This is a genomic window from Flavobacterium sp. GSP6 (assembly GCF_003984855.1).
GTDB lineage: Bacteria > Bacteroidota > Bacteroidia > Flavobacteriales > Flavobacteriaceae > Flavobacterium.
In genome coordinates, this window is sequence record NZ_RYDO01000019.1 from 23,563 (window position 1) to 50,016 (window position 26,454).

At 32.6% G+C, this 26,454-nt stretch carries 23 protein-coding genes; 13 read left to right on the plus strand and 10 right to left on the minus strand.

Features of this window, described 5'->3' with window-relative positions; translation table 11 throughout:
- Positions 1-39 precede the first annotated feature (39 nt).
- The 7 genes from EKM03_RS13965 to EKM03_RS13990 all read left to right on the plus strand — a co-directional run bounded on the left by EKM03_RS13965 (position 40) and on the right by EKM03_RS13990 (position 6,698).
- On the plus strand, positions 40-2,460 hold the full coding sequence (locus EKM03_RS13965; RefSeq protein ID WP_126740626.1) for a YfhO family protein: 2,421 nt from the start codon (positions 40-42) through the stop codon (positions 2,458-2,460).
- Between the two features lie 235 nt (positions 2,461-2,695).
- Positions 2,696-2,899 (plus strand): hypothetical protein, encoded by a 204-nt coding sequence (locus EKM03_RS15325; RefSeq protein WP_233579320.1) that lies wholly within the window; start codon positions 2,696-2,698, stop codon positions 2,897-2,899.
- A gap of 73 nt (positions 2,900-2,972) precedes the next feature.
- Positions 2,973-3,170: a hypothetical protein gene (locus tag EKM03_RS15330; RefSeq protein WP_233584105.1), complete on the plus strand. Its 198-nt coding sequence runs from the start codon at positions 2,973-2,975 to the stop codon at positions 3,168-3,170.
- Positions 3,171-3,174: 4 nt separating this feature from the next.
- The gene (locus EKM03_RS13975; RefSeq protein ID WP_126740627.1) at positions 3,175-3,402 is read left to right on the plus strand and encodes a hypothetical protein; all 228 of its coding nucleotides are present in this window, start codon (positions 3,175-3,177) and stop codon (positions 3,400-3,402) included.
- A gap of 2 nt (positions 3,403-3,404) precedes the next feature.
- Entirely contained in the window at positions 3,405-4,694 is a 1,290-nt protein-coding gene (locus EKM03_RS13980) for a glycosyltransferase family 4 protein (RefSeq protein WP_126740628.1), read from the plus strand.
- A gap of 41 nt (positions 4,695-4,735) precedes the next feature.
- On the plus strand, positions 4,736-6,196 hold the full coding sequence (locus tag EKM03_RS13985; RefSeq protein WP_126577157.1) for a lipopolysaccharide biosynthesis protein: 1,461 nt from the start codon (positions 4,736-4,738) through the stop codon (positions 6,194-6,196).
- 202 nt (positions 6,197-6,398) lie between these two features.
- The gene (locus tag EKM03_RS13990) at positions 6,399-6,698 is read left to right on the plus strand and encodes a hypothetical protein (RefSeq protein ID WP_126740629.1); all 300 of its coding nucleotides are present in this window, start codon (positions 6,399-6,401) and stop codon (positions 6,696-6,698) included.
- 3 nt (positions 6,699-6,701) lie between these two features.
- Here the strand turns inward: EKM03_RS13990 and uvrA are convergent, their stop codons facing one another.
- Positions 6,702-9,497 carry an excinuclease ABC subunit UvrA gene (gene uvrA / locus EKM03_RS13995; protein WP_126740630.1) on the minus strand — a complete coding sequence of 932 codons (2,796 nt, stop codon included), beginning with the start codon at positions 9,495-9,497 and terminating at the stop codon, positions 6,702-6,704.
- 224 nt (positions 9,498-9,721) lie between these two features.
- On the opposite strand from uvrA, the gene EKM03_RS15335 reads away from it, so the two are divergent.
- Positions 9,722-10,057 (plus strand): hypothetical protein, encoded by a 336-nt coding sequence (locus EKM03_RS15335; protein ID WP_233584106.1) that lies wholly within the window; start codon positions 9,722-9,724, stop codon positions 10,055-10,057.
- A gap of 226 nt (positions 10,058-10,283) precedes the next feature.
- Positions 10,284-10,868, plus strand: coding sequence for an RNA polymerase sigma factor (locus EKM03_RS14005; RefSeq protein WP_126463400.1), 585 nt, complete (start codon positions 10,284-10,286; stop codon positions 10,866-10,868).
- Positions 10,869-11,155: 287 nt separating this feature from the next.
- Here the strand turns inward: EKM03_RS14005 and nth are convergent, their stop codons facing one another.
- Positions 11,156-11,806: an endonuclease III gene (nth, locus tag EKM03_RS14010; RefSeq protein ID WP_126555464.1), complete on the minus strand. Its 651-nt coding sequence runs from the start codon at positions 11,804-11,806 to the stop codon at positions 11,156-11,158.
- A gap of 77 nt (positions 11,807-11,883) precedes the next feature.
- Here nth and bcp point away from each other — a divergent pair, with 77 nt between their 5' ends.
- Positions 11,884-12,336 (plus strand): thioredoxin-dependent thiol peroxidase, encoded by a 453-nt coding sequence (bcp, locus tag EKM03_RS14015; RefSeq protein ID WP_126740631.1) that lies wholly within the window; start codon positions 11,884-11,886, stop codon positions 12,334-12,336.
- A 145-nt stretch (positions 12,337-12,481) separates the two neighbouring features.
- Here bcp and EKM03_RS14020 read toward each other — a convergent pair whose 3' ends face one another.
- Positions 12,482-13,945 carry a TonB-dependent receptor gene (locus tag EKM03_RS14020; protein WP_126463394.1) on the minus strand — a complete coding sequence of 488 codons (1,464 nt, stop codon included), beginning with the start codon at positions 13,943-13,945 and terminating at the stop codon, positions 12,482-12,484.
- Between the two features lie 94 nt (positions 13,946-14,039).
- Here EKM03_RS14020 and EKM03_RS14025 point away from each other — a divergent pair, with 94 nt between their 5' ends.
- Positions 14,040-14,804, plus strand: a complete 765-nt coding sequence (locus EKM03_RS14025) for an MBL fold metallo-hydrolase (RefSeq protein WP_126463392.1) — start codon at positions 14,040-14,042, stop codon at positions 14,802-14,804.
- 11 nt (positions 14,805-14,815) lie between these two features.
- Entirely contained in the window at positions 14,816-15,316 is a 501-nt protein-coding gene (locus EKM03_RS14030; RefSeq protein WP_126740632.1) for a hypothetical protein, read from the plus strand.
- Positions 15,317-15,367: 51 nt separating this feature from the next.
- Here EKM03_RS14030 and EKM03_RS14035 read toward each other — a convergent pair whose 3' ends face one another.
- From EKM03_RS14035 to EKM03_RS14050, 4 genes are all read right to left on the minus strand, one after another.
- Positions 15,368-16,018 carry an alpha/beta hydrolase gene (locus EKM03_RS14035; protein WP_126740633.1) on the minus strand — a complete coding sequence of 217 codons (651 nt, stop codon included), beginning with the start codon at positions 16,016-16,018 and terminating at the stop codon, positions 15,368-15,370.
- Between the two features lie 3 nt (positions 16,019-16,021).
- Positions 16,022-16,360 carry a hypothetical protein gene (locus EKM03_RS14040; RefSeq protein WP_126455457.1) on the minus strand — a complete coding sequence of 113 codons (339 nt, stop codon included), beginning with the start codon at positions 16,358-16,360 and terminating at the stop codon, positions 16,022-16,024.
- Positions 16,361-16,364: 4 nt separating this feature from the next.
- A complete protein-coding gene (locus EKM03_RS14045) occupies positions 16,365-17,618 on the minus strand; it encodes a dihydroorotase family protein (protein ID WP_126740634.1) in 1,254 nt (417 codons plus the stop codon).
- Positions 17,619-17,729: 111 nt separating this feature from the next.
- Entirely contained in the window at positions 17,730-19,658 is a 1,929-nt protein-coding gene (locus EKM03_RS14050) for a BatA domain-containing protein (RefSeq protein ID WP_126740635.1), read from the minus strand.
- Between the two features lie 182 nt (positions 19,659-19,840).
- Between EKM03_RS14050 and EKM03_RS14055 the strand changes: the two genes are divergently transcribed.
- Positions 19,841-20,953, plus strand: a complete 1,113-nt coding sequence (locus EKM03_RS14055; protein WP_126562076.1) for a lactonase family protein — start codon at positions 19,841-19,843, stop codon at positions 20,951-20,953.
- A gap of 141 nt (positions 20,954-21,094) precedes the next feature.
- On the opposite strand, the gene EKM03_RS14060 is transcribed toward EKM03_RS14055, so the two are convergent.
- The 3 genes from EKM03_RS14060 to EKM03_RS14070 form a co-directional block, all read right to left on the minus strand.
- Complete coding sequence (locus tag EKM03_RS14060; RefSeq protein WP_126740636.1) at positions 21,095-22,447, minus strand: DEAD/DEAH box helicase; 1,353 nt, start codon at positions 22,445-22,447, stop codon at positions 21,095-21,097.
- Positions 22,448-23,228: 781 nt separating this feature from the next.
- Positions 23,229-24,758, minus strand: coding sequence for a phosphoethanolamine--lipid A transferase EptA (eptA, locus tag EKM03_RS14065; protein ID WP_126740637.1), 1,530 nt, complete (start codon positions 24,756-24,758; stop codon positions 23,229-23,231).
- Positions 24,739-25,566 carry a phosphatase PAP2 family protein gene (locus tag EKM03_RS14070; RefSeq protein ID WP_199739627.1) on the minus strand — a complete coding sequence of 276 codons (828 nt, stop codon included), beginning with the start codon at positions 25,564-25,566 and terminating at the stop codon, positions 24,739-24,741. Before EKM03_RS14070 ends, eptA begins: the two co-directional genes overlap by 20 nt.
- Between the last annotated feature and the right edge of the window lie 888 nt (positions 25,567-26,454).

Genomic DNA, 26,454 nt, shown 5'->3' on the forward strand with positions numbered 1-26,454 from the left:
TATTAGCATCATTTTTACTATAATCCAAACCATTTTACATTGAAAATAATAAATAAGTTCTATCCATACGCCTTAGCCATACTTGGTTTTGTTGTGATTTCTCTGCTATATTTTTATCCTGTGTTACAAGGAAAGCAAATTTTCCAGTCTGATATTGTGCAATATACAGGAATGGCCAAAGAGCAAAATGACTTTAGAGCCACCAATGATGTGGAGCCGTATTGGACTAATTCTGCATTTGGAGGTATGCCAACCTATCAACTAGGAGCCAAATATCCTCACGATTACATTGGGGCAATAGATGATGTATTGCGATTTTTACCGCGTCCTGCGGATTATTTGTTTTTATATTTTCTTGGATTTTATGGTTTGATGCTGGTATTAAAAGTGGATCCCTTAAAAGCCTTTTTTGGAGCATTGGCCTTTGGTTTATCTACATATCTGATTATTATTCTCGGTGTTGGTCATAATGCTAAAGCACACGCTATTGCGTATATGCCACTGGTTATTGCTGGATTTATTTTGGTGTTTCAAAAAAAATATATTCTTGGAGGTTTGATTACGCTTTTTGCGACAGCATTAGAAATCAATGCGAATCACTTCCAGATGACCTATTATTTATTGATTTTCTTATTGATTCTTTCTATATATTTTGTGTACCGGCAAGTAAAAGAAAAAGACTATAAATCGCTACTGTATTCATTTGGAATACTTGCGGTTGCGGGAATATTTGCTATTGGCACCAATGCGACTAATTTATTAGCTACTGCCGAATATGCAGATTTTAGTACTCGAGGGAAAAGTGAATTAACCTTTAATCCTGATGGTTCAAAAAAGGATAGTAATAGCGCCTTGACGTATGAGTACATAACGGAATACAGTTATGGAATTATGGAAAGTTTTAATCTGATAGCGCCCCGACTTTTTGGAGGCTCAAATAATGAGGCAGTAGGAAAAGACAGTAATATGTTTGAACTAATGGTGGGCAAGGGCGTACCAGAAGATCAGGCAACTGATTTTGTTTCAGGAATGCCAACCTATTGGGGAGATCAACCCATAGTTGCTGCTCCCGCATACATTGGTATAGTGGTTTTCTTTTTGGCTATTATGGCCTTGTTTATTGATACACGCAAAATAAAATATGTATTCCTTTCTGGAGCTGTAGTTGCTTTGATACTTTCATGGGGGAAGAATCTTCCTTTAGTGACTGATTTTTTTATTGACTATATTCCTATGTACAATAAATTTAGAGCAGTTTCCTCCATACAAGTTATTCTTGAATTGTGTTTTCCTGTTCTGGCTATTATGGGATTGCAGTCTTTCTTTACATTGGACAAAAAACTACAAAAGAAAGCCGTAATGGAGACCGGTGTTTTAGGGCTGGGATTAATACTGATCTTGTTTTTTAGTAAAAGTATGTTTAGTTTCTCTGGAGGTAATGATGCGTATTATCAACAAAGTTACGGACCCGACTTTGTTAATGCCTTAAAACAGGACCGAATGAGTTTGTATAGTGCTGATTTATTGCGATCTGGTTTCTTGATAGTAATTACAGCGGGTATTTTATGGTTGTTTATTAAAGATAGGTTTGCTCAGAAAACCGCTATTATACTTGTAGGCTTATTGATGGTTTTTGATTTGTTTTTTGTTGATAAAAATTATGTGTCAGAAAAAGATTTTGTCAGCGGCAGGGAAGTGGAAGTCCCATTTCAGGAAACAGCTTCCGATGTTGAAATTCTCAAGGATACAACTCATTACAGAGTTTTTGAAGTAAGTGGAAACTTGTCCAGCGCACGTGCTTCTTATTTTCATAAATCAATTGGTGGCTACAGTGCCGTGAAGCCGCGAAGAATGCAACAATTATTTGATTATCAAATTGCCAATAATAATATGGAAATCCTAAACATGCTAAATGTCAAGTATGTAATTCAGACGGATAAGGAAGGAAAAGAATTTCCAACTTCGAACCCAAATGCCAATGGGAATGCCTGGTTTGTAAGCAGTGTGAAAGTAGTTAATACCCCTGATGATGAGATGAAATCTTTAGGACAACTAGATACTAAAGATGTCGCAATATTTAACCGGCATGAGCATGGATCTAAGTTTAGAAATGTTGGATTGAAAAGGAGATGGGATACCAGCGGAACCATTCAATTAGATGTTTACAAACCCAATTATCTTAAATATACTGCTAATAATACTAAATATGCTTTGGCAGTTTTCTCTGAAATATATTATGAAAAGGGATGGAATGCCTATGTTGATGGCGTAAAAACAGTTCATTTCCCTGTTGATTATGTATTGAGAGCACTAGTTCTTCCAGGGGGGCAACACAAAATAGAATTCAAGTTTGAACCTCAAGTTATAAAAACCGGAAGCACGATTACGTTGGTAAGTTCCATAGGAATGTTGTTGCTTTTGATTGGTGGGATTTATTTTGAAAGAAAAAAAAGGCGTTAGCTGTCTGATATTTATTTGTAAATTTGATCTAATAAATTTCGAATACATTCTAAATTTTTAATGCAATGGGTAAAGTCAAATTAAATCACGAACATCAACAGTAAAGGAGGCTAGATATGTTGAGGAAACAAGAGGATTGACTTATCAGCAACGTTTTGAAAAACTGATGGCAATAATCGAAATATCTTGCTTATTAAAGGCAGCAAAGAAATATTCAAAATCAAAATAATTTGAAATGAATATGCATAAACAAATAATAGATGTTTGGAAGTACTTGTCAGAAAACAAGGTAAACTATTTAACTATCGGTGGATTTGCAGTAAATATTTACGGCTACGGAAGAAACACAGGAGATATTGATATTTTCATTGAAGATACGATTGCTAATCGTGGAAATTTAAGAAATGCGATCAAACAAATTGGTTTAGGTGATTTTTAAAGTATTAATACAATGCAATTTATTCCGGGACGGACAGATTTCACTCTAAATATTAATTTTAGATTGGATATTTATGACTTCTGTTAAAGGTTTAGAAAATCAGCCTTTTGTAGTACTTTTAGAAAAAGCAAATATCATAGATATAGATGGAATTCCAGTGTTTTTTATTGATTATGATAATTTGATTATTTCCAAAAAAGCAGCTAATAGACTTAAAGATCAACTAGATATTGAAGAGTTGGAGAAACTAAATAACAAAAATATTTATTAAAATTATGATAGAATTATTCGGTTTAAAATCGTTTCAACAAATATTGTTGTTACTTTTTTTATTAGGTTTTATTTTTGGAGTATTGTTTGGTATTTACTTATTTATACCTGACAAATTTAAATATTATTCAGTAATCCCCGCTTTACCGGCTTTTTACATTATTTCAAAAGGATTGTATCAAAACAGTATTTTGTTTTTTACGGATTTAAAATCAATTACAACAAAATCCTAAACTTGGAACCAAAAAAAATTTTAATAATTACCTATTATTGGCCACCGGCTGGAGGACCTGGGGTACAACGTTGGCTAAAGTTTGTTAAGTATTTGCCAGATTTTGGCATTCAGCCGATTGTGTATATTCCGGAGAATCCAACTTATCCTATTGTTGATGAAAACTTGGTTAAAGAAGTTTCGGATAAGACCATTATTCTGAAACAGAAAATTTTTGAACCGTATCAACTGGCTTCGTTTCTTTCGAAAAACAAAACCCAAAAAATCAGTTCCGGGATTATTCCAAATCAAAAAAAACAATCTTTTCTGGATAAAACGTTTCTTTGGATTCGCGGGAATCTTTTTATTCCAGATGCACGTGTTTTTTGGGTAAAACCATCAGTTGCTTATCTGGAGAAATATATTGTAGAAAACAATATTGATACCATAGTTACTTCCGGACCACCGCACAGTCTGCATCTTATTGGAATGGAATTAAAACAGAAATTAGATTTAAAATGGTTTGCTGATTTCAGGGATCCATGGACCACTATTGGTTATCACAAATCCTTGCGATTGTCGAGTTTTGCTGCTAAAAAACACAAAGCACTAGAACACCAGGTTTTGAATACAGCCGATACCATTATAGTCACGAGTAAAACTACTAAAACTGAATTTGTAGCGATTACAAATAAGCCCATTGCGGTTATCACCAATGGGTATGATACGGAGCAAGTCGAAAAACAAGCGTTAGATTCTAAATTTTCTTTGGCGCACATTGGTTCTTTTCTTTCCGAGAGAAATCCTCTGATTTTATGGGAGAGTTTGGTTGAATTGATTCATGAGATTCCGGAGTTCAAATCGCATGTAGAAATAAAGCTAATCGGAGCAGTCAGTCAAGAAGTTTTGGAAACTATGACACAATTCGGGTTAAATTCCTATTTGAATAATTTGGGGTATGTTTCGCATGCAGAAGCGATTGCACATCAAAGAAAATCCCAGGTTTTGTTGCTTGTCGAAATTAATTCTGAAGAGACTAAAAGCATTATCCCTGGGAAATTATTTGAATATATGGTTTCCAACCGTCCAATTATTGCAATTGGTCCCAAAGGTTCTGATTTTGCCGAAATTATTACCACTACCAACACAGGCATATTTTTTGATTATTCGGAGAAAATGAAACTTAAAAGTGTAATTTTGGACTTTTATAATCAGTTTTTGGAAGGTAAATTGCAAGTAAATGGAGTTGGATTACAGCGTTATTCCAGAAAAAATCTTACAAAAGAATTGGTTGAACTGCTTAATAAAATATAAATTAAAAGTGAGATTGCTTTGTGTCTCGCAATGATAAAGAAATGGGAATAGTATTAAATCAATCTTTAAAGAATACAATAATTACCTATTTTGGTTTTGGTATTGGGGCAATAAATACACTTTATTTGTATCCGTTTTTTTTAGGAACAGTATTTTATGCCTTAACAAACTACATTCTTTCTTGGGCAAATATCATTATGCCTTTATTGGCTTTTGGTATGCAAAATACGTTGGTGAAGTTTTATACTCAGTATAAAACAGAAGAAGAACGCTCCAAGTTTCTCTCGTTTACTGTACTAATTCCTTTCTTGTTGTGTATCCCTTTAGTATTGATTGGATTATTCTTTTTTGAACCTATTTCATTATACTTGAGCAAAGAAAATCCTGTAGTTAAAGATTATTTATGGCTTATTCCATTTATAGGACTTAGTATGGCTTATTTCGAGATTTTTTATGCTTGGGCCAGAGTGCACATGCATTCGGTTTTTGGAAATTTTGTGAAAGAGGTAGGGCTAAGATTATTTTCTTTATTTGCTTTGATTGGAGTCTATTATAAATGGATTACAGTGGTACAATTTATTTATGTTACTGCTATTATTTATTTTCTGGCTTTTGCTATAACGATGTTTTATGCTTTCCGAATAAAAAAACCTGTATTTCAGTTTTCCATTCCTCAAAATGTGAAAGATGTTTTAGTATATACTTTTTTCATTATTTTATCAGGTAGTGTTGCGGTTATGTTGTTGGATATTGATAAAATTATGCTGAATCAATACATTAAAATTGAGAATATAGCCTATTATTCCGTTGCTACTTATATTGCATCTGTCATAGCAGTTCCCAGTAGGGCGATGCATCAAATTACATATCCCATAACGGCTAAGTTAATGCATGAGAATAAACAGGATGAATTAAATGATTTGTACAAAAAGACTTCAATTAATCTGCAAGTTGTAGGTGGTTTTGTAATGCTGTGTATTTTTGTCAATATCAACCAGTTGTATATAATGGTTCCAAAAGAGTATAGTGGAGGAATTCTAGTGGTATTTTTGATTGGGATTTCTAAATATTTTGATTTGATTTTAGGAAATAATAATGCTATTATTTTTAATTCAAAATACTACCGTATGGTCTTGTTTTTAGGTTTATTACTTGTTTTTCTAACAATAGGACTGAATATGTTTTTTATACCAAGATATGCTATAACAGGAACTGCAGTAGCTACTTTGTTATCAATAACGCTGTATAGTTTGGCTAAACTGCTTTTTGTAGTCAAGCGTATGCACTTGTATCCGTTTACAATACAGACATTATATTCTCTTGCGATAACTTTTGTATTGTTCTTGATGTTTTATTTCTGGGAATTTCCTTTTCATCCAATCATAAGCATAGGATTAAAATCTATTTTAGTAGCCGTTTTATATATTTATATTAATTACAAGTTTGTTATTTCAATAGAGATAAACGAAGCTCTGAATCTGGTTGTAAAAAAATTCACCTAAATATTATTTATTTTCGGATTGTTACGTATTAAGTCGCTTATTTTCATGTATTTATAATTATTTTTTTTATATTTAATAAAAAATAGAAATGCAAAATATCACTAAAAGTGGGTATTGTGAAGTTCTAAAATTGCCATTATTTTTGTAAACGTCATTTTGTCACTACTAGTAAAAAAATTAGAGATAAATTATCTGAAATAATATGAAAAGCAATACAAGTATAACCGAGGAGAATTTTATAAAGTTTTCCTCCATCCTGGAAAATAAAACCAACCATGGATTTATAGTGTTGGAACGAAACGACAAGTTGCCCTTCGCTATTTTATTGAAAAAAAGACAAAAAGTAGATCATCTTTTTAATTTTTGTATCTGTTGCATTACATTAGGACTGTGGTCCATCGCCTGGATTTATATTACACAGGTTTCCTCAAAAGCTAAAAAAATACTTGTAGCTATTGATGAAGATGGAAAGACTTTTGAAGAGAAATGTTATATGGGATAATATTTATAATTTATCTTTCAAATATTTTCCCGTAACAGATTCTTTTATTTTAACAACTTGTTCAGGAGTTCCCACAGCCAATAATTTTCCGCCATTTTCTCCTCCCTCAGGCCCCAAATCAATAATCCAATCGGCACATTTTATTAAATCAAGGTTGTGTTCAATAACAATAATTGAATGTCCTTTATCAATCAATGCATCGAAAGACGCTAATAATTTTTTGATGTCATGAAAGTGCAGTCCCGTTGTAGGTTCGTCAAAAACAAATAAGGCTTTGTCTTTTGTAGCTCCTTTCACTAAGAATGAAGCCAGTTTTATTCGTTGGGCTTCGCCTCCGGACAGAGTAGAAGATGATTGGCCTAATTGAACATATCCCAATCCCACATCTTGCAAAGGCTGTAATTTTTGAGTTATTTTAGGTTGTTTATTAGTATTGAAAAACGCAATCGCATCGTCTATGGTCATTGTAAGAATATTATGAATGTTTTTGCTTTCAAAAGCTACTTCCAGTACTTCTTTTTTGAATCGTTTCCCGTTGCAGGTTTCACAAGGTAATTGTACATCAGCCATAAAAACCATTTCTACGTTGATAGCACCTTCCCCTTTACATGTTTCACATCTCCCTCCATCAACATTAAAAGAAAAATGTTTGGCTTGATAGCCTCTAATCGTTGATAGTTTTTGTTTAGCATACAATTCTCGGATATCATCATACGCCTTGATATACGTCACCGGATTAGAACGGGAACTTCTTCCTATTGGGTTTTGATCTACGTATTCTATGTGTTTAATTTGAGCAAAAGAACCGGTCATTTCAGTAAATTGTCCTGCTTTTTCACCTGCGTTTTCCAACTTTTTTTGCATGGCCGGAAAAAGGATTTTCTTAACAAGCGTACTTTTTCCACTTCCAGAAACTCCTGTAATAACCGTTAATACATCCAGTGGAAAAGTAACATCAATATTTTGTAAATTATTTTCTCGTGCTCCTTTTATGTCTATAAAATTCTTGAAAAGTCTTCGTTTTTTAGGGACGGTAATTTCTAAATCACCGTTTAGATATTTTGCTGTAAGTGAAGTAGATTTTAGTATTTCATCATAGGTTCCCTGCGCGACTAAATGCCCGCCTAAAGTTCCTGCTTCCGGACCTATATCAATAATCATATCAGCGGCTTTCATGATATCCTCATCGTGTTCTACCACAATGACCGTATTGCCTAAATCGCGTAACGATAACAATACTTTTATCAAACGTTCTGTATCTTTTGGATGTAAACCAATACTGGGTTCATCCAAGATATACATTGAACCCACTAAGCTGCTCCCTAATGAAGTGGCTAAGTTGATGCGTTGTGATTCACCTCCAGAAAGTGTTGCAGAATTTCTGTTTAATGTAAGGTAGTCTAATCCTACTTCGGTTAAAAACGATAGACGGTTGTTGATTTCAACCATTAATCGCTTCGCAATTTGCTTTTCATACACATCTAAATCAATGTTTTCGAAAAAGGTTACCAGATGTTTAATCGGTAAATCAACTAAATCAGAAACCGTTTTTGCGTTTATTTTCACGTAGGAAGCTTCTACTCTCAAGCGTTTTCCTTTGCAGGAATGGCATTTGGTTTTGCCTCGATAGCGCGAAAGCATTACTCTGTTTTGAATTTTATAATTTTTTTCTTCCAGTTCTTTAAAAAAATCATTCAGCCCTTGAAAGTAGCTATTTCCATTCCAAATTAGTTCTTTTTGATCCTCAGACAACTCATAATACGGTTTGTGTATTGGAAAATCAAATTTGTAGGCATTATTTACTAATTCGTCGCGAAACCAGCTCATACTTTCTCCTCGCCAAGGGAAGATTGCGTTTTCATAAACAGACAAAGTGGTATTTGGCACGACTAATTCGGAATCAATTCCTATAATATTTCCATATCCTTCACAAACGGGACATGCTCCATACGGATTATTGAAGCTGAACAAATGAACGTTGGGTTCTAGAAATGTAATACCATCCAACTCAAAATTATTGGAGTAGGAATACTTTTTATCAGCGTTTAATTCTTGTAAATGGCAGATCCCTTTTCCTTCAAAGAAAGCAGTTTGCACAGCATCAGCAAGACGATTGTAGAATTCTTCTTCTCCGGAAGTATCGTGATTGACTACAATTCGGTCAATGATTAAGAATATTTCTTTTATATCTAGTGAATCCGGTAAGTCGTCCAGACGAACCATTTCGTTATTCACTAATATTCGGGCAAAACCTTGCTGTAATAGGACCTTTAGTTTGTCTTCCAGTTTTCGCCCTTCTTCCAGATGAATCGGAGCAAGCAGCAACCATTTGCTGTTTATTGCAAATGTTTTGACATCGGTAACGACATCGGTAACGTTATTTTTTTTGACTTCCCGACCAGAAATAGGCGAATACGTGCGTCCAATTCTGGCAAAAAGCAATTTTACATAATCGTATATTTCGGTTGAGGTTCCTACAGTAGAGCGGGCATTGGTAGTATTCACCTTTTGTTCAATAGCAATTGCCGGAGCAATTCCTTTGATGTATTCCACTTTTGGTTTATCCAATCGTCCAAGAAATTGTCTCGCATACGAAGATAAACTTTCTACGTAACGGCGTTGCCCTTCGGCATATAAAGTATCAAAAGCCAAGCTTGATTTTCCAGAACCCGAAAGTCCCGTGATAACCACTAATTTATTGCGGGGAATGGCGACGTCTACATTTTTTAGGTTGTGTACTTGCGCTCCTTTTATAATAATATTTTTCTTTGGATCTAGTTTCGAAAGGTCAACTTGCATAAAAATGATAATTTTTACAAAAGTAATCAATTTTGAACAGAGAAAAGGGAATGAACAACTCACAAATAATCATAAAAAGCACGGTTGAAAAGTGCTTTTCTTCTTGTATCGTTTTAATGTTTTCAATCCAATAAATAAATACTATTTTTAATTTTATTTTTGAAAAATTAATAACAAGAACTTTTGAAAACAAAATTATACATTTTTCTTTTTTTAATATCTTTTTGTGTTTTTCGCAAGAGCTACCGCCAATTGTAAAATATTTCTCTACTACTTATGGTGCAGGAAATCAAAACTGGATGATTTCTCAAGATCAAAATCATTATGTTTTCTTTGCAAACTATGAGGGATTATTAGAATTTAATGGATCTAATTGGGAATTGTATCCATCACCAAATGAAACTATTGTTCGTTCTGTAAAAGTGATTGGAAATAAGATTTTTACTGGTTGTTATATGGAATTTCAGTTTTGGAAAAAACGAATAATTAGTGGAGTTTTAGAAATAAAATTGGCGAATTTGATTATTCTGCTAAATATTTTGAAATTACAAACAACTTGAATGTATTCATCGGCATGCTATTTGTGTTGTAAATGTGAAAAAACAAGAAAAATTTTAACAAATTTCAATGAACATCTGTTAATTTATATTAATTTTACTTGGATCTTAAAATAATAATTGGTTAAATTTGAAAACTTTAATAAACCTAAAAACTCTTTAGCCTATATACAAAACTACTTTTTAGAGAAAACTCTCCAATTTTAATTAAAAACTAAAAAGTATAATTATGGTTAATATACAACTCCCTGACGCATTATTGGTAAAGGAATACATCTCAGGTAATGAGGATGCCTTAGCTAAATTGATAAAAAGGCATGAATCAAAAATTTTTGGTTTTATATATTCTAAAATTCCGGATAGAGATATTACCAAAGACATTTTTCAGGATACTTTTATCAAAGTAATAAAAACTTTAAAATCAAATTCGTATAATGAAGAAGGTAAATTTTTACCTTGGGTAATGCGTATTTCCCATAATCTGGTTGTTGATCATTACCGAAAAACTAAAAAAATGCCCATGTTCAGAGAAACGGAAGAGTTTTCCATTTTCTCAATTATGTCCGATGATTCGTTGACCATAGAAAACAAAATAATATCGGAACAAGTCGAAATGGATTTAAAAAAACTAATAGAAGAACTTCCTGCTGATCAAAAAGAAGTTTTAGTGATGCGAATGTACCAGGATATGAGTTTTAAAGAAATTTCAGAGACAACAGGAGTGAGTATCAATACCGCCTTAGGGAGAATGCGTTACGCTTTGATGAATTTGAGAAAAGTGATTGATAAACACCAAATTGTTTTGACTAATTGACAATATACTGAAACTTGCTGCGTTGTAATAGAAAACAAATTTGTATTACTCTATGGCAAAAACTTACTCAAAAAAATCATTAGTTTCTCAAACAATGAAACCCAGTAAAGAAACAATTTCTTTTTTATTAAGCTATTCTAAGGCGTTAAGCATACTGAAAATAGACAATAAAAATTTCGAAATTATATCGAATTGACCAAGAAATAGCAGCTTTCCTATTTTATTTGGATTGTAAAAGACTAGAAAACCGCTTATTCCATTTGGAAGCAGCGGTTTTTTAGCATACTTTATTTTTTATAATATGTATCAATAACCGTTTTTCGGCCAATAGTTTTAGTAATAATATCCTGATCTAAATCCCAGCCACGAGCCGGAGAATATTCTCTTCCGTACCAAATAATTTGAAGATGCAGGTCATTCCAAATTGCTTCAGGAAAAAGGCGTTTAGCATCTTTCTCTGTTTGAACTACGTTTTTCCCATTGGTTAAATTCCAGCGGTACATCAAGCGATGAATGTGTGTGTCAACCGGAAAGGCTGGAACTCCAAAAGCTTGGGACATCACAACACTGGCCGTTTTATGTCCTACCGCGGGTAATTCTTCCAGAAATTCAAAACTCTGAGGTACTTTTCCGCCATGTTTGTCAATTAATATATGGGATAAACCATGAATTCCTTTTGATTTCATTGGCGATAAGCCACAAGGCCGAATGATTTCCTTAATTTCTTCGACAGACATTTTGATCATATCAAACGGATTATCTGCTTTTGCAAAAAGTAAAGGAGTGATTTTATTTACTTGAATATCCGTACATTGTGCGGATAATAAAACGGCAATCAGCAACGTATACGGGTCTTTATGATCCAAGGGAATTGGAATCGTAGGATATAGTTTTTTTAACGTATTTATAACAAAAATTACACGTTCCTGTTTATTCATTATTTATTAAATTTGATTGGTAAAGAAAAACAATTTCGGCGGCATTAGCAAAATTCAAATTCAAATCAATAAAAATAATGACAACATTAAAAAAAGGAGAAAAAGCACCTGATTTTTCAGGTCTGGATCAAGATGGAAAATTACATCAATTAACAGATTATGCAGGTAAAAAATTAGTAATTTTCTTTTATCCAAAAGCAAATACGCCAGGATGTACAGCTGAGGCTTGTGACTTAAGAGATAATTTCGAGCGATTTGAAGCAAACAATTATGCTCTTCTGGGCGTTAGTGCCGATGTTCAAAAAGCACAGGCCAAGTTTAAGGAAAAGTATAACTTTCCTTTTCCATTACTTGCAGATGAAGACAAATCAGTGATACAGGCTTTTGGGGTTTGGGGTCCCAAGAAATTTATGGGAAAAGAGTATGACGGGATCCACAGGACTACTTTTGTAATTGATGAAAACGGGATTATTGATGAGGTTATCTCGGCTGTAAAAACCAAAGTGCATGCTGCTCAGATACTAAAATAAGGATTCCGTGGTAGTCATCCTTTATTGCATTTGCAAATATAAATACAAACCAACTTTTAATAATAAACAAAGTCCAGATCTGCGGTTTTAATCGACCCCAGCTCTGGACTTTGTTTTTAATTTAACTCAAAATTTGACTACTGATTCACGAATTGATTTCCTTCAAAACTTTATTAGGATCAAATCCAAAAAGTCTGTGTTCCTTAATTATTTCTGCAATACCAGGGGGAAGCATTGTTTCCCAACCGGGCTTTCCATTATTAATCATATTTAAAACTTCACGAGAGAACACCTCTAAAATAGAGGGGTCATAATCATCTATATCAACTACTTTTCCGTTGAATTTAAAGAATTTATAGAGTTCTTTCATTCTTGGGTGTACTTTTAAATTTTCGGAGGTGATTATTTCTCCATTTTCCCCAATCATTGGATACAAGAATACTTTCATGTCGCGGTAGAATAATTTCCCGAAAGCTTCCAGAATTCCGCCACTTAAATGACGGTAATATTTCTCGTCAAAAATATCTATTAAATTATTCACGCCCATGGCTAATCCCATTCTGGCTTTGGTATAATTCGCAAAATACTCCACTACCTTGTAATATTCCTGAAAATTTGAAATCATTACGGTTTGTCCAAGTGAACAGAGTAATTCAGCTCGATCCATAAAATCTCTTTCATCGATTTCTCCATCAGATCGTAGGTTGGATAATGTAATTTCAAAAATCACTAATGTGTTTTCCGGACTGACCTTGTTCTCATTTAAAAACATTTTTAATGATTTCTCATACATGTCCATGTTGACTTTTGTAACCGGACGAAAACTACCCCTAAAAGCAAGGATGTTTTTCTTGTATAATATAGCAGCAGGAAGTATGTTTATTCCATCAGGATTAAACATAACGGCATCAGTCATTCCATTTTTGACTAATTGTAAACTCATCAAACGATTATCAACATCAGCAAAACGTGGACCTGAGAAATTTATGGTGTCTATTTCTAATTGATCTTTGTCTAAATGGTCATACAAATAACGCAAGAGACGTTTGGGATCATTGTATTTGTAATACGCCCCGTAAATTAAATTTACGCCCAGAATACCCAATGTTTCCTGTTGCAAACGCACATCAGTTTCTTTAAATCGAATGTGAAGAATAATTTCATTATAATCCTCATCCGGCTCAATTTGATAACTAATACCAACCCAGCCATGTCCTTTGAATTGTTTGGCAAAGTCAATAGTGGCCACGGTATTCGCATAGCTAAAAAACATTTTATTAGGATGTTTTTCTCTGCTTAGCCTTTTCTCTATTAGATTTACTTCATGAGAAAGCATTTTTTTGAGTCGACTTTCGGTCACATAACGACCGTCCTCTTCAATTCCATAAACGGCATCGCTAAAGTCTTTGTCATAGGCTGACATTGCTTTTGCAATTGTACCTGACGATCCACCAGATCTAAAAAAATGTCTTACAGTTTCCTGTCCAGCGCCAATTTCTGCAAAAGTTCCATAGATATTTTCGTTCAAATTGATACGAAGTGCTTTATCTTTGACTGAAGGGATTTGTTCGATGATTTTATCACCTTTTAATTTTATTTCTGTATCCATTTTCTTTTAATATGGCTAATATTTTGTAAAGTTAGTTAAATAGGTTTCTAATGAAAGGGAATTAACCCTATTTTTGCAAATAAAATAAAGAAAGTTGACGGTATATTTTTTAGGAACTGGTACATCACAAGGCATTCCTGTTATTGGTAGTAATCATCCTGTTTGTAAAAGCTCTGATTCTAAAGATAAAAGACTGCGCGTCTCTGTATGGATTTCTTGGGAGAATTATTCTTTTGTAATTGATTGCGGACCTGATTTCAGACAGCAAATGCTTGCGTCAAATTGCCAGAAAGTAGATGGTATTTTATTTACTCATGAACATGCGGATCATACCGCAGGAATCGATGATATTCGGCCTTTTAATTTCAAACAAGGAGAAATTCCAATTTATGCACATCAACGGGTTATAACTAATCTAAAAAGACGTTTCGATTATGTTTTTGAAACGGTCAATAAATATCCCGGTGCGCCTTCTGTTACAACTATTGAAGTTGTCAACAACCAGTCATTTGCCATTGGCAACAAAACGGTTGTCCCCATCAGTGTCATGCATGGAAATCTTCAGGTTTTTGGGTATCGAATTGATGATTTTGCCTACTTAACGGATGTGAAAACTATTGAAAAAAGTGAAATAGTCAAGTTAAAAAATCTAAAGGTATTGGTTGTAAATGCTTTACGGGAAGAGTCTCATGAAACGCATTTCAATTTAAAAGAAGCGTTGGATTTTATAGCTTTGGTCCAACCAGAAAAAGCCTATCTCACACACATTAGTCATATCATGGGGTATCACGAAGAGGTTCAAAAAAATCTCCCCGAGCATGTTTATCTCGCCTATGATAATCTAGAAATTAAAATTTAATTATATTTAAAATGAAAAATTCATTATTCCTGTACCTTACTATTCTGGCTGTGCTTTCTACTGTTTTTACGTATATGTTTTTGAGTAAACAAGTAGTATTTGAGCAAACTAGATATGAAAAAACCACTAAAAAATTAAGAGACAGTCTGAGTTTGGTTTCGAATCAATTAGTGGATGCCAACTATTTTTCTTTGGAAAAAAATGAGAATGCTCAAAATTATTTTGATACTACAAGCGCTAACAAAACAATTCAATACGAGAAATTGATTCCTTTCGTCACTGAAAAATTATTGGATTTGAATGCCAACCTAAAGGGAAATCCGTATACGGGTCAAGATCAAATTAGCACAAATAAATTTATTATTAACAAAGTCAAAATACTAAACCACAGATGGATTATTGCTGATTATAGTGATGGTGAAATTTGGGGTGAAGTTTTGTTGAAATATTTTGTCAATGAAGATAAAAGTATTTCTTTTGAGGTCAATCAATCGTTGTTGTACCAAAAATAATTAAGGTGCCGTATTCCGTTTATAAAGACCTGAATACGGCACGAATATTATTTATTCATTCTCTAAAATCCAGTTTTTGAAGTCATAAAAATTCTGTGGAGCAACTCCATGACCTATAGGATATTCTTTGTAGGTTATATTTATCCCTAAATTTTCTACTATTGCTGGTGTTTTTCTAGCCAATTCAACTGGAATTACTTGATCCACTGTTCCATGTGAAGCAAATATTTTCAGGGTATGAAAGTTGTTTTTTAGGTAATCCTCAGTGACAATTTCTAAATTTAAGTACCCGCTCATCGCAACTACTTTCTGAACCTTTTCAGGGTACGAAAGTGCAATTGCATAACTCAATATAGATCCTTGGCTGAAGCCAATCAATGTGACTTTCTCAGCATTTATGGGGTAGGTTTGAATTAATTCATCAATAAATCCGGCAATTAAATCTCTTGAAACTTTGGCTTGATCGTGATCCGAAAATTTATTTTGATCCGCATCAAAATTGATTGCATACCATGCATATGCACCGTATTGCATGTTATAAGGCGCACGTGCTGAAACAATATAATATTCATCAGGAAGCTCGGTTGCAAATGAAAATAAATCGTCTTCATTGCTGCCGTATCCGTGCAATAAAAGTAAAAGTGGATTTTCGTCTAATTTTATTTTAGGCTCTCGTATTTTATATTCTAAAGATAAATTCATGGATTATGAGATGTTTGATAACCATTTTTGATAATACGTTCCCAATAATGGAACCGGTTTTGTTTCTCCTTTTATAGCACTGGTAATACCGTAAGACCATAAAACAAATACGAAAATCCACATGGGAGCCGAAATCATTAGGCTGTCAAAATTGCTGATGATTAATCCCAGTGATATGAATGTTAAAGTAAGTCCCAGTCCTTGACGGATGTGAAATGAAGCAAATTCATTTTTGTCCTCGGAGTTCATAGACATGGCAATAAATACGCCAATTCCTAAAATATAACTGGTGATTGCGGCCGTCTTTCCTGACTCTGAATTATTATTATTAATAGTATTCATTTTTTTATGCTAAAATTAATTTTCCTTGATTCACAATTCCGTACACTTTACCTCTTAGTTCAGTTCCTAAAAAAGCAGTGTTTTTAGATTTGGATAAAATGGATGATTTTGTAAAAATGCTTTTTGGTTCCGGATTAAATAAGGTAATATTTGCTTTTGAACCTTGATTAATTGATACTGTTTCGATGCCAAAAGTTGTTTTTCCTGAAGTGAGTTTTTCTATTACGGTTTCTAATGGCAAAACAGTCATCAAAGCTCCAAAAGCACTTTCCAGACCAATAGTTCCATTCTTGGCTCCATCAAATTCCATTTTTTTGTGCTCAATATCCATCGGATTATGGTCGGATGTAATCATATCGATCGTTCCGTCTTTTATTCCTTTCAGTAATGCTTTCCTATCGGTTTCAGTTCTAAGCGGTGGAGAAATTTTATAACGGGTATCAAAACCTTCCAGTTTTTCATCAGTTAGAACTAAATGATGTACTGCCACGCTGCACGTTACATTTAGTCCGTTAGCTTTAGCCTCTTTGATTAATTGTACTGATTTTTTAGTAGAAATGGTTGGAATATGAAGTTTTCCGCCGGTATATTCTAACAGAAATAAATTCCGTGCAATTTGTATTTCTTCGGCAAGATTTGGAATTCCTTTTAAACCCAGTCGGGTCGAAACTATGCCTTCATTGGCCACTCCATTTCCTTTTATATTTTCGTCTTGGGAAAAAGCAAGAATCAATCCATCAAAATCCTGAACGTATTGTAAGGCTATTTTTAGCAAATTAGCATTATCTAAACTTTTATTATAATCTCCAAAAGCAACGGCTCCCGCTTTTTTCATATCATATAATTCAGCCATGTCTTTTCCTGCACTTTCTTTACTCAAAGCGCCGATAGGATACAGTTGAGTTGCAAATCCTTGTGCTTTGTTCAAAACAAAATTGACTTGGGATTGATTGTCAATAATAGGAAAGGAGTTGGGTTGTAATGCGATTGCCGTGAAACCACTTTTGGCAGCTACGGTAAGTCCGTTTGATATGGTTTCACGGTCCTCAAAACCAGGCTCTCCAAGCGAAACGCTACTGTCAAACCAGCCTTGGGAGACATGTAAATTATCGAGTTGTATTTCGTCTGCTTTATCCAGATTTGGGAGCCAGGTTCCAATTTTTTGTATAAAACCATCAACAATTAAAATATCTGCAGTCTTATTATGAAAGGTACTTTTCGAATCGATAATTTTGGCGTCTCTGAGGATTAATTTCATATGTAGATACTATTTGTTTTTTTGATTGAATATGAAATTTGCATTGACTTTTATGACTAAAGTACATTCTTGCTCATTTTATATTGATTTTTAAGTATTGAACTTCGTTATTTACTTTACGAATCGTATAATTGCCATTTCGGTTATTAGAAATAACAGTGCAAAGATAACAAACCATTTCCAAATTTGATTATCAGTTCTATCAGTTTGTAAAGTGTCAAAGAACGATGGTATTGATTCGATTGTTTTATAGTCAGAAAGAATAGTCTCATTGGCTGAAGCCAAATCACTTTCGGTTCGGTTGTAATTGAAACTAATGTTTTCAATCCACTCTTTTGTATTGTAAATGCTGAAATTCCCTGCTTGTATCGGATAATCATTGAAAGTCATTTTGACTTTATTATTCAGAATTTGTTGGATAGGAATAAATTGTTCGTCTAAGCCTTTTGCCGTTAAAATAGCGCCTTTGTTTAGCGATGCTTCTATAAAATGCGGGTTGTTATTACCAATTATCAAGGCATTTACTCCGTTGTTTTGATTGTGCATCGCCATCTTGTAAAATGTAGGTACAATTAATGGAGATTGCTGAAAATTTGAATTTTCGATGTTAATAGGAGCAGCAAAAAAACTAACTACTGAAACCGAATTTGCTATCGATGTCAAGAAAACGCTTTGGTCTTCATAAGACAAAGCAGCAGGAGAGGAACTGGATATTACAAAAGATTTTTTTGTCTTTGGATATTGAAAATTAGTCACTTTATTTTCAAAAACACTATGGAATATAGGATGATTGAAGTTGATTTTAGTAATCAGTTTTTCTCTGTTTTCTAAAGAACTAAATTTGAGGTTTCCAAAATTCGACAAAAAAGAATTTATATTGGTAATGGAACTTATCGCCGAAGGAATCACAATTAAATTGCCGCCTTTTTCTACAAAAGAGTTCAAAGTGGTTGCCAAAGCTTGCGGAATTTCATTCAATTCATTAAGAATAATCGCGTCTTGTTCTTCCAGTTTATTATAGTCTAAGGTGCTTAAGGTATAATTGTTATAATTGAATTCTTCACTGGTATAAATTCTGGAAAGGAAGTTGCTTTTCGCTAGTTCTCCAATGCTGATAATGTTGGTTTTCTTCGTTTTTGAAATACTGAAAAACAACGTGTTGTCATAAGACAAACCATTGTCAACTATAGAAAAATAACCATGAAAGGATTGTTTAGGAATCGTGAAACTGAGGTTTCTTTTCTTTGTGTCTAAAGTTGTTATCGTTTTAGCAATAAGCTTGTTTTCATTGTATAGAGAAATTGGAATCGGGTTGAAATTCTTGCCATAACTGGATATTTGGACACTAATTTCATAAAAATTTTCTACTGTTTTATGGATGAATACGCTGTCAATAGAAACATTGTTTTTTTGTTCTGCTTTTGGAATTATAAATGAAGGAGAATCAGTTGCATCACTATTTTTCAGTTGTTTTTCATCAAGACCTACCGCATCCGTAATGATGACGATATCTTTATTAAAAGCTGATTTATGCGCTTTTATTTTTGCCATTATATTGTCTAATTGGAACGGAGTTGGGCTGTATTTTAGATTTTGTAAAGCACTACGAACAGACTTTATATCCGTGTTCCAATAATTTTCGGAATTGGTAATTAAAGAAAAATTTACATTTTCCGGAGTTTCTTCAAGTAATTCCTGAACCGCTCTTTTTAATAATTCCCCTTTTTTGCCTTTGGCTTGCATGCTAAAAGAATTGTCCAAAATAATATACAATTCATTGGTGGCATTTTTGCTGTCTTGGGACTCGAAAAAAGGTTGCGAAAATGCGAAAATAAGGCAAGTTAGAAGTAATAAACGACAGGCGAGAAGCAACCATTTTTTGATTTTAGAGCTTTTTCTGGTTTGAATTGAAAGTGCTTTTAAGAACCGAACATTGGTGAAATATTCTTTTTTGAAATGGCGTAATTGAAACAAATGAACCAAAATTGGAACAATCAACAAGAACAGAAAGTATAAAATTTCGGGATGTTTAAAATGCATTCTGAGGTTGAGTTTACTTTACTGTATTTTGTTTTCAACGGTGTTCATTGAATTTCAGGAATCAAAAATACAAATTTGTTGACAGTTTTAGATGAAGTTGTTATAATTTTTCAAAGGAATAAACTAGTGACATTCATTAGGAATATAATGTGTATTTTAGCTTTCTAATAAATTTTAAAAACATGAAAAAGCCGTTTGCGGTTCTTCTATTAATCTTCCTTTTTACAAGTGTTCATGCACAAAAAAACAAATTGAATTTACTAATAGGAACCTATACCCAAAGTTGTGACAGTAAAGGAATTTATGTATATGATTTTGATTCAAACACAGGCGATTTCAGTTTTAAAAATGCGACTGAAAAGGTTATAAATCCCAGTTATTTAACGGTTTCAAAAAATAATAATTTTGTGTATTCCGTAAACGAAAATGGGACTAAAAGTACGGTGAGTTCTTTTAGCTATAATCCAGCAAGAGGAAAATTAGACTTAATCAACAAGCAAAGCTCCAAGGGTGCGGATCCTTGTTACATAATCAATGACGATAAAAATGTAATTGTTGCTAATTATTCCGGGGGAAATATTTCCGTTTTTGCTAAAAATAACGACGGAAGTCTAGCTGAAGCGAAGCAAGTTATTCAACATTATGGAAAAGGAACTAATACACAAAGACAAGAAGGTCCGCACGTACACATGGTTCATTTTTCTCCAGATAAAAAGTTTGTTTTGTCTAACGATTTAGGGAATGACAAAGTATATTCATACGCTTATAATCCTAATGCTGAACACACTGTTTTAGAATTAAAAGACAGCATTTCAGTGAAATCCGGGAGCGGACCCAGACATTTAACCTTTAGCAAAGATGGTAAATTTGTTTATTTATTACAGGAACTGGACGGCGCGCTAACAGTATTTAGTTATTCTAACGGAACATTGACAAAGATTGATGAAACGATTATTTTAGCCAAAGATTTCAAAGGATCATTTAGTGCTGCGGATATCCATATTTCACCTGACGGGAAGTTTTTATATGCCTCTAATCGCGGCGAAGCAAATAATATCACCATTTTTGAAATTCTAAAAAACGGAAAATTACTATTGAAAGGGCAAACCAGTAGTTTAGGAAAAGGACCTCGAAATTTCACCATTGACCCAACGGGAAATTTTCTTGTAGTAGCACATCAATATACCAATGATGTAGTGATTTTTAAAAGAAATAAAAAGACTGGATTGCTTGCTGATACTGGTAAAAAAATTGTTTTGTGTTCTCCGGTTTGCTTGGTTTTCACTAAGAATTAAAATTAAAAACTCACAAAAAAAGTGTTGAAAAACGGAAATTATTTTTCAACACTTTTTACTATTTATTTTTATCTTTAGACCCCGATGTTCAGAAAAAAATCAGGATTTAGAAAATGAACACTAAACACGGAATACTGATCACTATTTGTTCTTGTCTTTTCTCTTTTTGTCTCTGGTTTTTAGCATATTCCTATTTACAGAACCATGTGTTTTTTTCTTAGTTACACCAGGGCCGCCTAAATTGACTTTTTTATTCTTTTTACTTTTCTCTTGAAAAGCGCCATCTCCGTCAAGTTTTTGTTTTTTCATCATAAACTTGATCGGTTGTCTCTCTTTTTCAGGTTCAATTAATTTTGATGAAATTTCTACGGTTTCTGGGAAAGGTTCAATAGCTAATTCCATATTCATCAGCACTTCAATCTCTACTTTAAATTCTTCTTCGCGAGGTGCGATAAGACTTATAGCGGTTCCTGTAGCATCTGCACGACCGGTTCGACCAATTCTGTGCATATATAGTTCAGGTAATTCAGGCATTTCAAAATTGATAACGTGGGTAATATTAGAAATATCCAAACCTCTGGCCATGATGTCAGTAGTAATCAAACCACGTAAATTTCCTTCTTGGAACGAAGCCATCGTACTCAAACGATAATTTTGTGATTTATTCGAGTGAATTACTCCAAACTGACCTTCAAAATCCTCCTCGATTCGTTCGTGAACCATATCAGAAATTTTCTTATTATTGACAAACACCAGCACACGACTCATGTCTTCGTTTTCTTGTAATAAGTGTTTTAAAAGGTTTATTTTAGTATTAAAATTAGGAACCTGATAGGATATTTGTTTGATGTTTTCCAGAGGTGTTCCTGATGCCGAAAGCGTAACTTCTTGAGGATAATCAAAATAATCATTCAAAATCGCATCTACTTCATCTGTCATAGTTGCTGAAAACAGAATGTTTTGACGTTTTTTAGGCATCATGGCCAATATAGAGGTCAATTGGGTACGGAAACCTAAATTCAGCATTTCATCAAACTCATCTATTACCAGCTTTTGCATTTCTTCAAAACGAATCACATTATCCAGCGTTAAATCCATGATTCTTCCTGGAGTTCCCACTAGTATGTCGCAACCTGCATACACTGCTTTCTTTTGGGTATTGATATTGACACCTCCAAAGATTCCAATAGTACGAACCGACATGTATTTTGTCAATTTCTCAATTTCTTCCGCAACTTGTACAACAAGTTCACGAGTAGGAACCAGGAGCACTATTTTTGGGGTATGCCCGGGAGTAAATTTATATAGTTTCAACAAAGGCAAAAGGTAAGCAAATGTTTTACCAGTACCGGTTTGAGCGATTCCCATCATATCTCTTCCTGACATTATCACAGAAAATGTTTTTTCTTGAATAGGAGTAGGAGTTGTAAACCCTAAATCATCTATCGCTTTTTGTACGGATTTAGGAAGATTGAATTGCTCAAAAGTAGTCATTTGCTTAAATTTTTTGCAAATATAGTCTTTTTGAAAGTAATGCTCTAAAAATGATAAATATCACAAATCAAACGCATTAAAAACACCAGTTTTCCATTTAATTTTTCAAGCAAATTATATTAAATTCAACAGATTATACGTGATAAATATGTTTGTTGTTAGTGTATTTATTTGATAAGTAGCAAGAAAGATATATTGTCGCAATTATTAAAAAGAGTTTTTGCCACAGATTGTAAGGATTAAAAAGATTTTTAAAATTACATAACGAATTAATCTGTGCTAATCTGTGAAATCTGTGGTAAAGAAATTTAGTGCTTTATTAAAATACGACATTAAATTTTAGTCATTACTTAGATGCACAATATTTAATAATTTATATCAAAAGGATGGTAAAGGCAAATAATATTTGTCATAAAGAAATAATATGCGGTTAGTTAGATACCGACCTCGAAGTTTTATAATTAAATTAGCAATGAATTGACGGTTGATGATAAATAGTGTCTCAACCAAGATATGGAAAGAATAGCAAATATACTTTTACAAATCAACAAATCCAGGTTAATTAAGATTATACTTCAAGCAGAAAATAGTCAAGCAGGACTTAAAAACTCGCAACGCCAGAAACCGAAAAACGGTAATGCTCTTTTGGTCACTACTATATTGACAATATAAATCAAATGATCGATTTCTTGAAAGTAATCATTTTAAATAGTTTGTGAATAAAAAGCACTGAATTACAAGGGTTAAAAATGTTTTTACTAAAAGAGATACGAAGTTTTACTTATTTAAAAATGTTCAATTCTTCGTTATAAATAGGACTTTGAATATTTAAAAAATTTAAAACACTGTGAAATACATGGTTTTGAGACAACATCTCATTAGGTTTTAAATGTTTTGAACTGTTATCAGAATACCAAACTATAAAAGGGATTTCATATTGTTCTTTTGGTGCAATACTCAAAGGTAAACCATGCATGTATAGGTTTTTTTCTCCCAAAGATTCACCATGGTCAGACACAAAAATCATAGTACTTTTATAGGCAGTCAATTGCTTTAAATCTTTAATTATATTGGCTAATATATAATCGGTATACACAATGGTATTGTCGTAAGCATTGATTAGTTCTGTTTGAGAACAATTAGCTAATTCAACGCTTTTGCAAACGGGTTTAAAAGTCTCAAATTCAGAGGGATATTTCTTGCTGTATGTAGGTCCATGACTTGTACTTGTATGTAAAACGATTAATATTTTATTCTTTTTACTGGCTAAAATTTGTTCTTTTAATCCGCTCAAAAGTACTTCATCATAATTACAGCCATCGCCTTTGCAATTTGGCATTAGAAATGCTCTGTTTTGATAATTTTTTATATGAATTGGTGGCTCTCCCCAATTTGTTGTTCTCCAAATAACATCAACATTATTTCGATACAAATAATTGGGCAAAATTTCATACAAATCATCGGTGTTTTTATGTTCTAAAATACTTTTCACACCTGCAGTGGTATAGGTTGCATCCGATTTTGCATTAAAATGAAATACATTATTAGTTTTAGAGAGTAGGGGATTTGTGTTTTTGTTGTATCCATACAAAGAAAAATTTTGACTTCTTGCAGATTCGCCAATAACTAAAACTACAACTGATTTTTGATTATCTTTTATTGTTGCATTTGGTAATAAAATTTCTTTTTCATTTTTTTTGGATTCATGTGCATAAAAAAGTGAAATATTTACAGTATAAGACCAAGGCATTGCAAGTCCGCCCAAAGTTTTTGAATTTTTATCAATCCACAAAACATTACTTGAATTGGCAATTACTAAACCTAAAATAAATAATAAAGTCAATGAGATCAGGACAAAAAATCTTTTTACTGTAACATTTATGACTTTAACTTTGATGATATAAATACTAGGAATTATGCCCAGAAAAAGTAAGTATACAACTAATTTGAACGAAAAAAAACTGCTAGACTCGTCATAATTGGTATTAAGTATATTGCCTATCATACTTTCGTCAATGATAACACTATAGGTATTAACGAAGTAAACGGCAACTGAATTTATTATAAAGAACAACACTAAAAGAAATTTCCCAACATAACGCGACAGGAAAAAAAGCAGAAAAAAAACGAAAGCATTTAGCACTAACATTAGAATCATCAAACTAAGAATTAAAAACATTCCGTTCAAGTTTTTATATTCAACGTTATTAAACACAAATTTAAAAAACGGATAATGAAAGAATATAAAATTAAGAAAACTCATCAATAAGACAAAATGAGTTAATTTTAAATTATTTTTTAACGTATACATGAATGATTTTATAAAGTGAAACAATTAAACTAATTAACGCCAAATCAAATATGATGAAACTTTCTCGATTTATTTTGATGATGAATGAAATACCGCAGATCACAATCAACAGAATAAAAATTGGATAGTATTTTTTATTATTCACCCAATTCCATATTTTATATTTTCGGCTGGCAAAAATACCAATAAGACCCGAAATATATCCTATAATACTGCCTATAATGACGTCTAGCGGATGATGTGCTCCAACACCCACTCTGGAAAACACAATAATCAATCCTGTAAATACAACAGAAAAGACCCATAAGATTTTATAGTTTAACTTTTCAGTCATAAATGCAAACAACAAAACGGTGAGTATAGTAAAAACTGTAATGGAATGCCCAGAAGGCAAACTACTAAATCCGATAGCTGTTTTTCCTACAATGATAAAACTATGATTGTCAAAAATTTGAGCAGGTCGAGGTACTAAGAACAAGTTTTTTAAGAGGCAAGAAAATAGGAGGGAAGCCAATGAAGCTGTTAATATTGCCTCCCATATTTTAGGAGCATACACGATGAAAATAATTAAAAATGACAAAAAAACAGAGGCATCGCCTAATTGGGTAAGATTGTATTCTAAATTTGGATATTGACCTAAATAATGGTTAATATATAAAAAGTAGTCCTTTTGAATTTGTACATACTTAAAAGTAGTTAAAGAATCTTGGCTGAAAAGAAATATAAGAATAACCAATAACAATATAAGCGGTAAAAAAAACAAAGTTGTTTTTAGTTTGGCGTAATTATTAATAACTTTTACATTCATTATAATTTTATGTTTTCAGATTTAGATGAACAAATTTATTTAAAACTCACATACATTTATGACACCTTATTCGGTTAACGAACCACTTAATAAGTATTCCGGTGAAACTGTACCACTTTTTTAATGATATTTTCTGGGATCAAAATTAGATGTTTTTTTCTAATTATTTTTCATTTTTTTACGCATTGATTCACCCTTATGTTCGAACCTAATTGCGGAGTGAATTATCCTATCTGTAACTATTTAGGTTGCAATAAAGCAAACTTGGCTATCTAATTCTAAATGATTGGTAGAGTTTTAAACGAAATTTTGATAAAAGAGGGATATGCAAAGCCATATAACAATGTTTTCTGTGAAACGCTTCTATGAATCAGGAATGGAATTTACAAGCTAAAAACAAAAAATAGGATTGTATTCTATTGTAAATAAATTTTAATTTATTTTGTTGGGAAATAGTAAAATAAAAAAATCGTAAAAGCTTAAAATACAGCTTATTACGATTTTTTTAAAGTGGAGTCGATGGGACTACAATCGAACACCTAATTCCTATATTAACTTTTTTTGACAACTTAAAATTGTAATGTAATCATTTGATTTTAAGTGATTTGATTTTTTTTTTAATTCAATGATTATTTTTTAGGTTTAAAATATTTACCTAACTGTTTTTAACATTTTTCAATAATTCTAAGTTTTTTAAAGATAAAAAGTTGTGTTTAAAAGAACCGTTAGAGTTCGACTGTCGAACTCTTTTTCACAGTCGAACACTTTAGAGATTAGAGTAATAGAAAAAAGTATATATAAAAATATGAAAAAAAATTAGGTTTTTCTTTTGCGGAGAAAGAGGGATTTGTTTATTTTTTTTAAGTGCTGTAAGATAAGGCTTCAAAA

Bases quoted from the DNA above. Each gene is read 5' to 3' on its own strand.
- EKM03_RS15325 (WP_233579320.1), top strand. From the start codon at position 2,696: ATGAATATGCATAAACAAATAATAGATGTTTGGAAGTACTTGTCAGAA.
- EKM03_RS15330 (WP_233584105.1), top strand. From the start codon at position 2,973: ATGACTTCTGTTAAAGGTTTAGAAAATCAGCCTTTTGTAGTACTTTTA.
- EKM03_RS13975 (WP_126740627.1), top strand. From the start codon at position 3,175: ATGATAGAATTATTCGGTTTAAAATCGTTTCAACAAATATTGTTGTTA.
- EKM03_RS13985 (WP_126577157.1), top strand. From the start codon at position 4,736: ATGGGAATAGTATTAAATCAATCTTTAAAGAATACAATAATTACCTAT.
- EKM03_RS13990 (WP_126740629.1), top strand. From the start codon at position 6,399: ATGAAAAGCAATACAAGTATAACCGAGGAGAATTTTATAAAGTTTTCC.
- uvrA (WP_126740630.1), bottom strand. From the start codon at position 9,497: ATGCAAGTTGACCTTTCGAAACTAGATCCAAAGAAAAATATTATTATA.
- EKM03_RS14005 (WP_126463400.1), top strand. From the start codon at position 10,284: ATGGTTAATATACAACTCCCTGACGCATTATTGGTAAAGGAATACATC.
- nth (WP_126555464.1), bottom strand. From the start codon at position 11,806: ATGAATAAACAGGAACGTGTAATTTTTGTTATAAATACGTTAAAAAAA.
- bcp (WP_126740631.1), top strand. From the start codon at position 11,884: ATGACAACATTAAAAAAAGGAGAAAAAGCACCTGATTTTTCAGGTCTG.
- EKM03_RS14020 (WP_126463394.1), bottom strand. From the start codon at position 13,945: ATGGATACAGAAATAAAATTAAAAGGTGATAAAATCATCGAACAAATC.
- EKM03_RS14030 (WP_126740632.1), top strand. From the start codon at position 14,816: ATGAAAAATTCATTATTCCTGTACCTTACTATTCTGGCTGTGCTTTCT.
- EKM03_RS14035 (WP_126740633.1), bottom strand. From the start codon at position 16,018: ATGAATTTATCTTTAGAATATAAAATACGAGAGCCTAAAATAAAATTA.
- EKM03_RS14040 (WP_126455457.1), bottom strand. From the start codon at position 16,360: ATGAATACTATTAATAATAATAATTCAGAGTCAGGAAAGACGGCCGCA.
- EKM03_RS14045 (WP_126740634.1), bottom strand. From the start codon at position 17,618: ATGAAATTAATCCTCAGAGACGCCAAAATTATCGATTCGAAAAGTACC.
- EKM03_RS14050 (WP_126740635.1), bottom strand. From the start codon at position 19,658: ATGCATTTTAAACATCCCGAAATTTTATACTTTCTGTTCTTGTTGATT.
- EKM03_RS14055 (WP_126562076.1), top strand. From the start codon at position 19,841: ATGAAAAAGCCGTTTGCGGTTCTTCTATTAATCTTCCTTTTTACAAGT.
- EKM03_RS14060 (WP_126740636.1), bottom strand. From the start codon at position 22,447: ATGACTACTTTTGAGCAATTCAATCTTCCTAAATCCGTACAAAAAGCG.
- eptA (WP_126740637.1), bottom strand. From the start codon at position 24,758: ATGTATACGTTAAAAAATAATTTAAAATTAACTCATTTTGTCTTATTG.
- EKM03_RS14070 (WP_199739627.1), bottom strand. From the start codon at position 25,566: ATGAATGTAAAAGTTATTAATAATTACGCCAAACTAAAAACAACTTTG.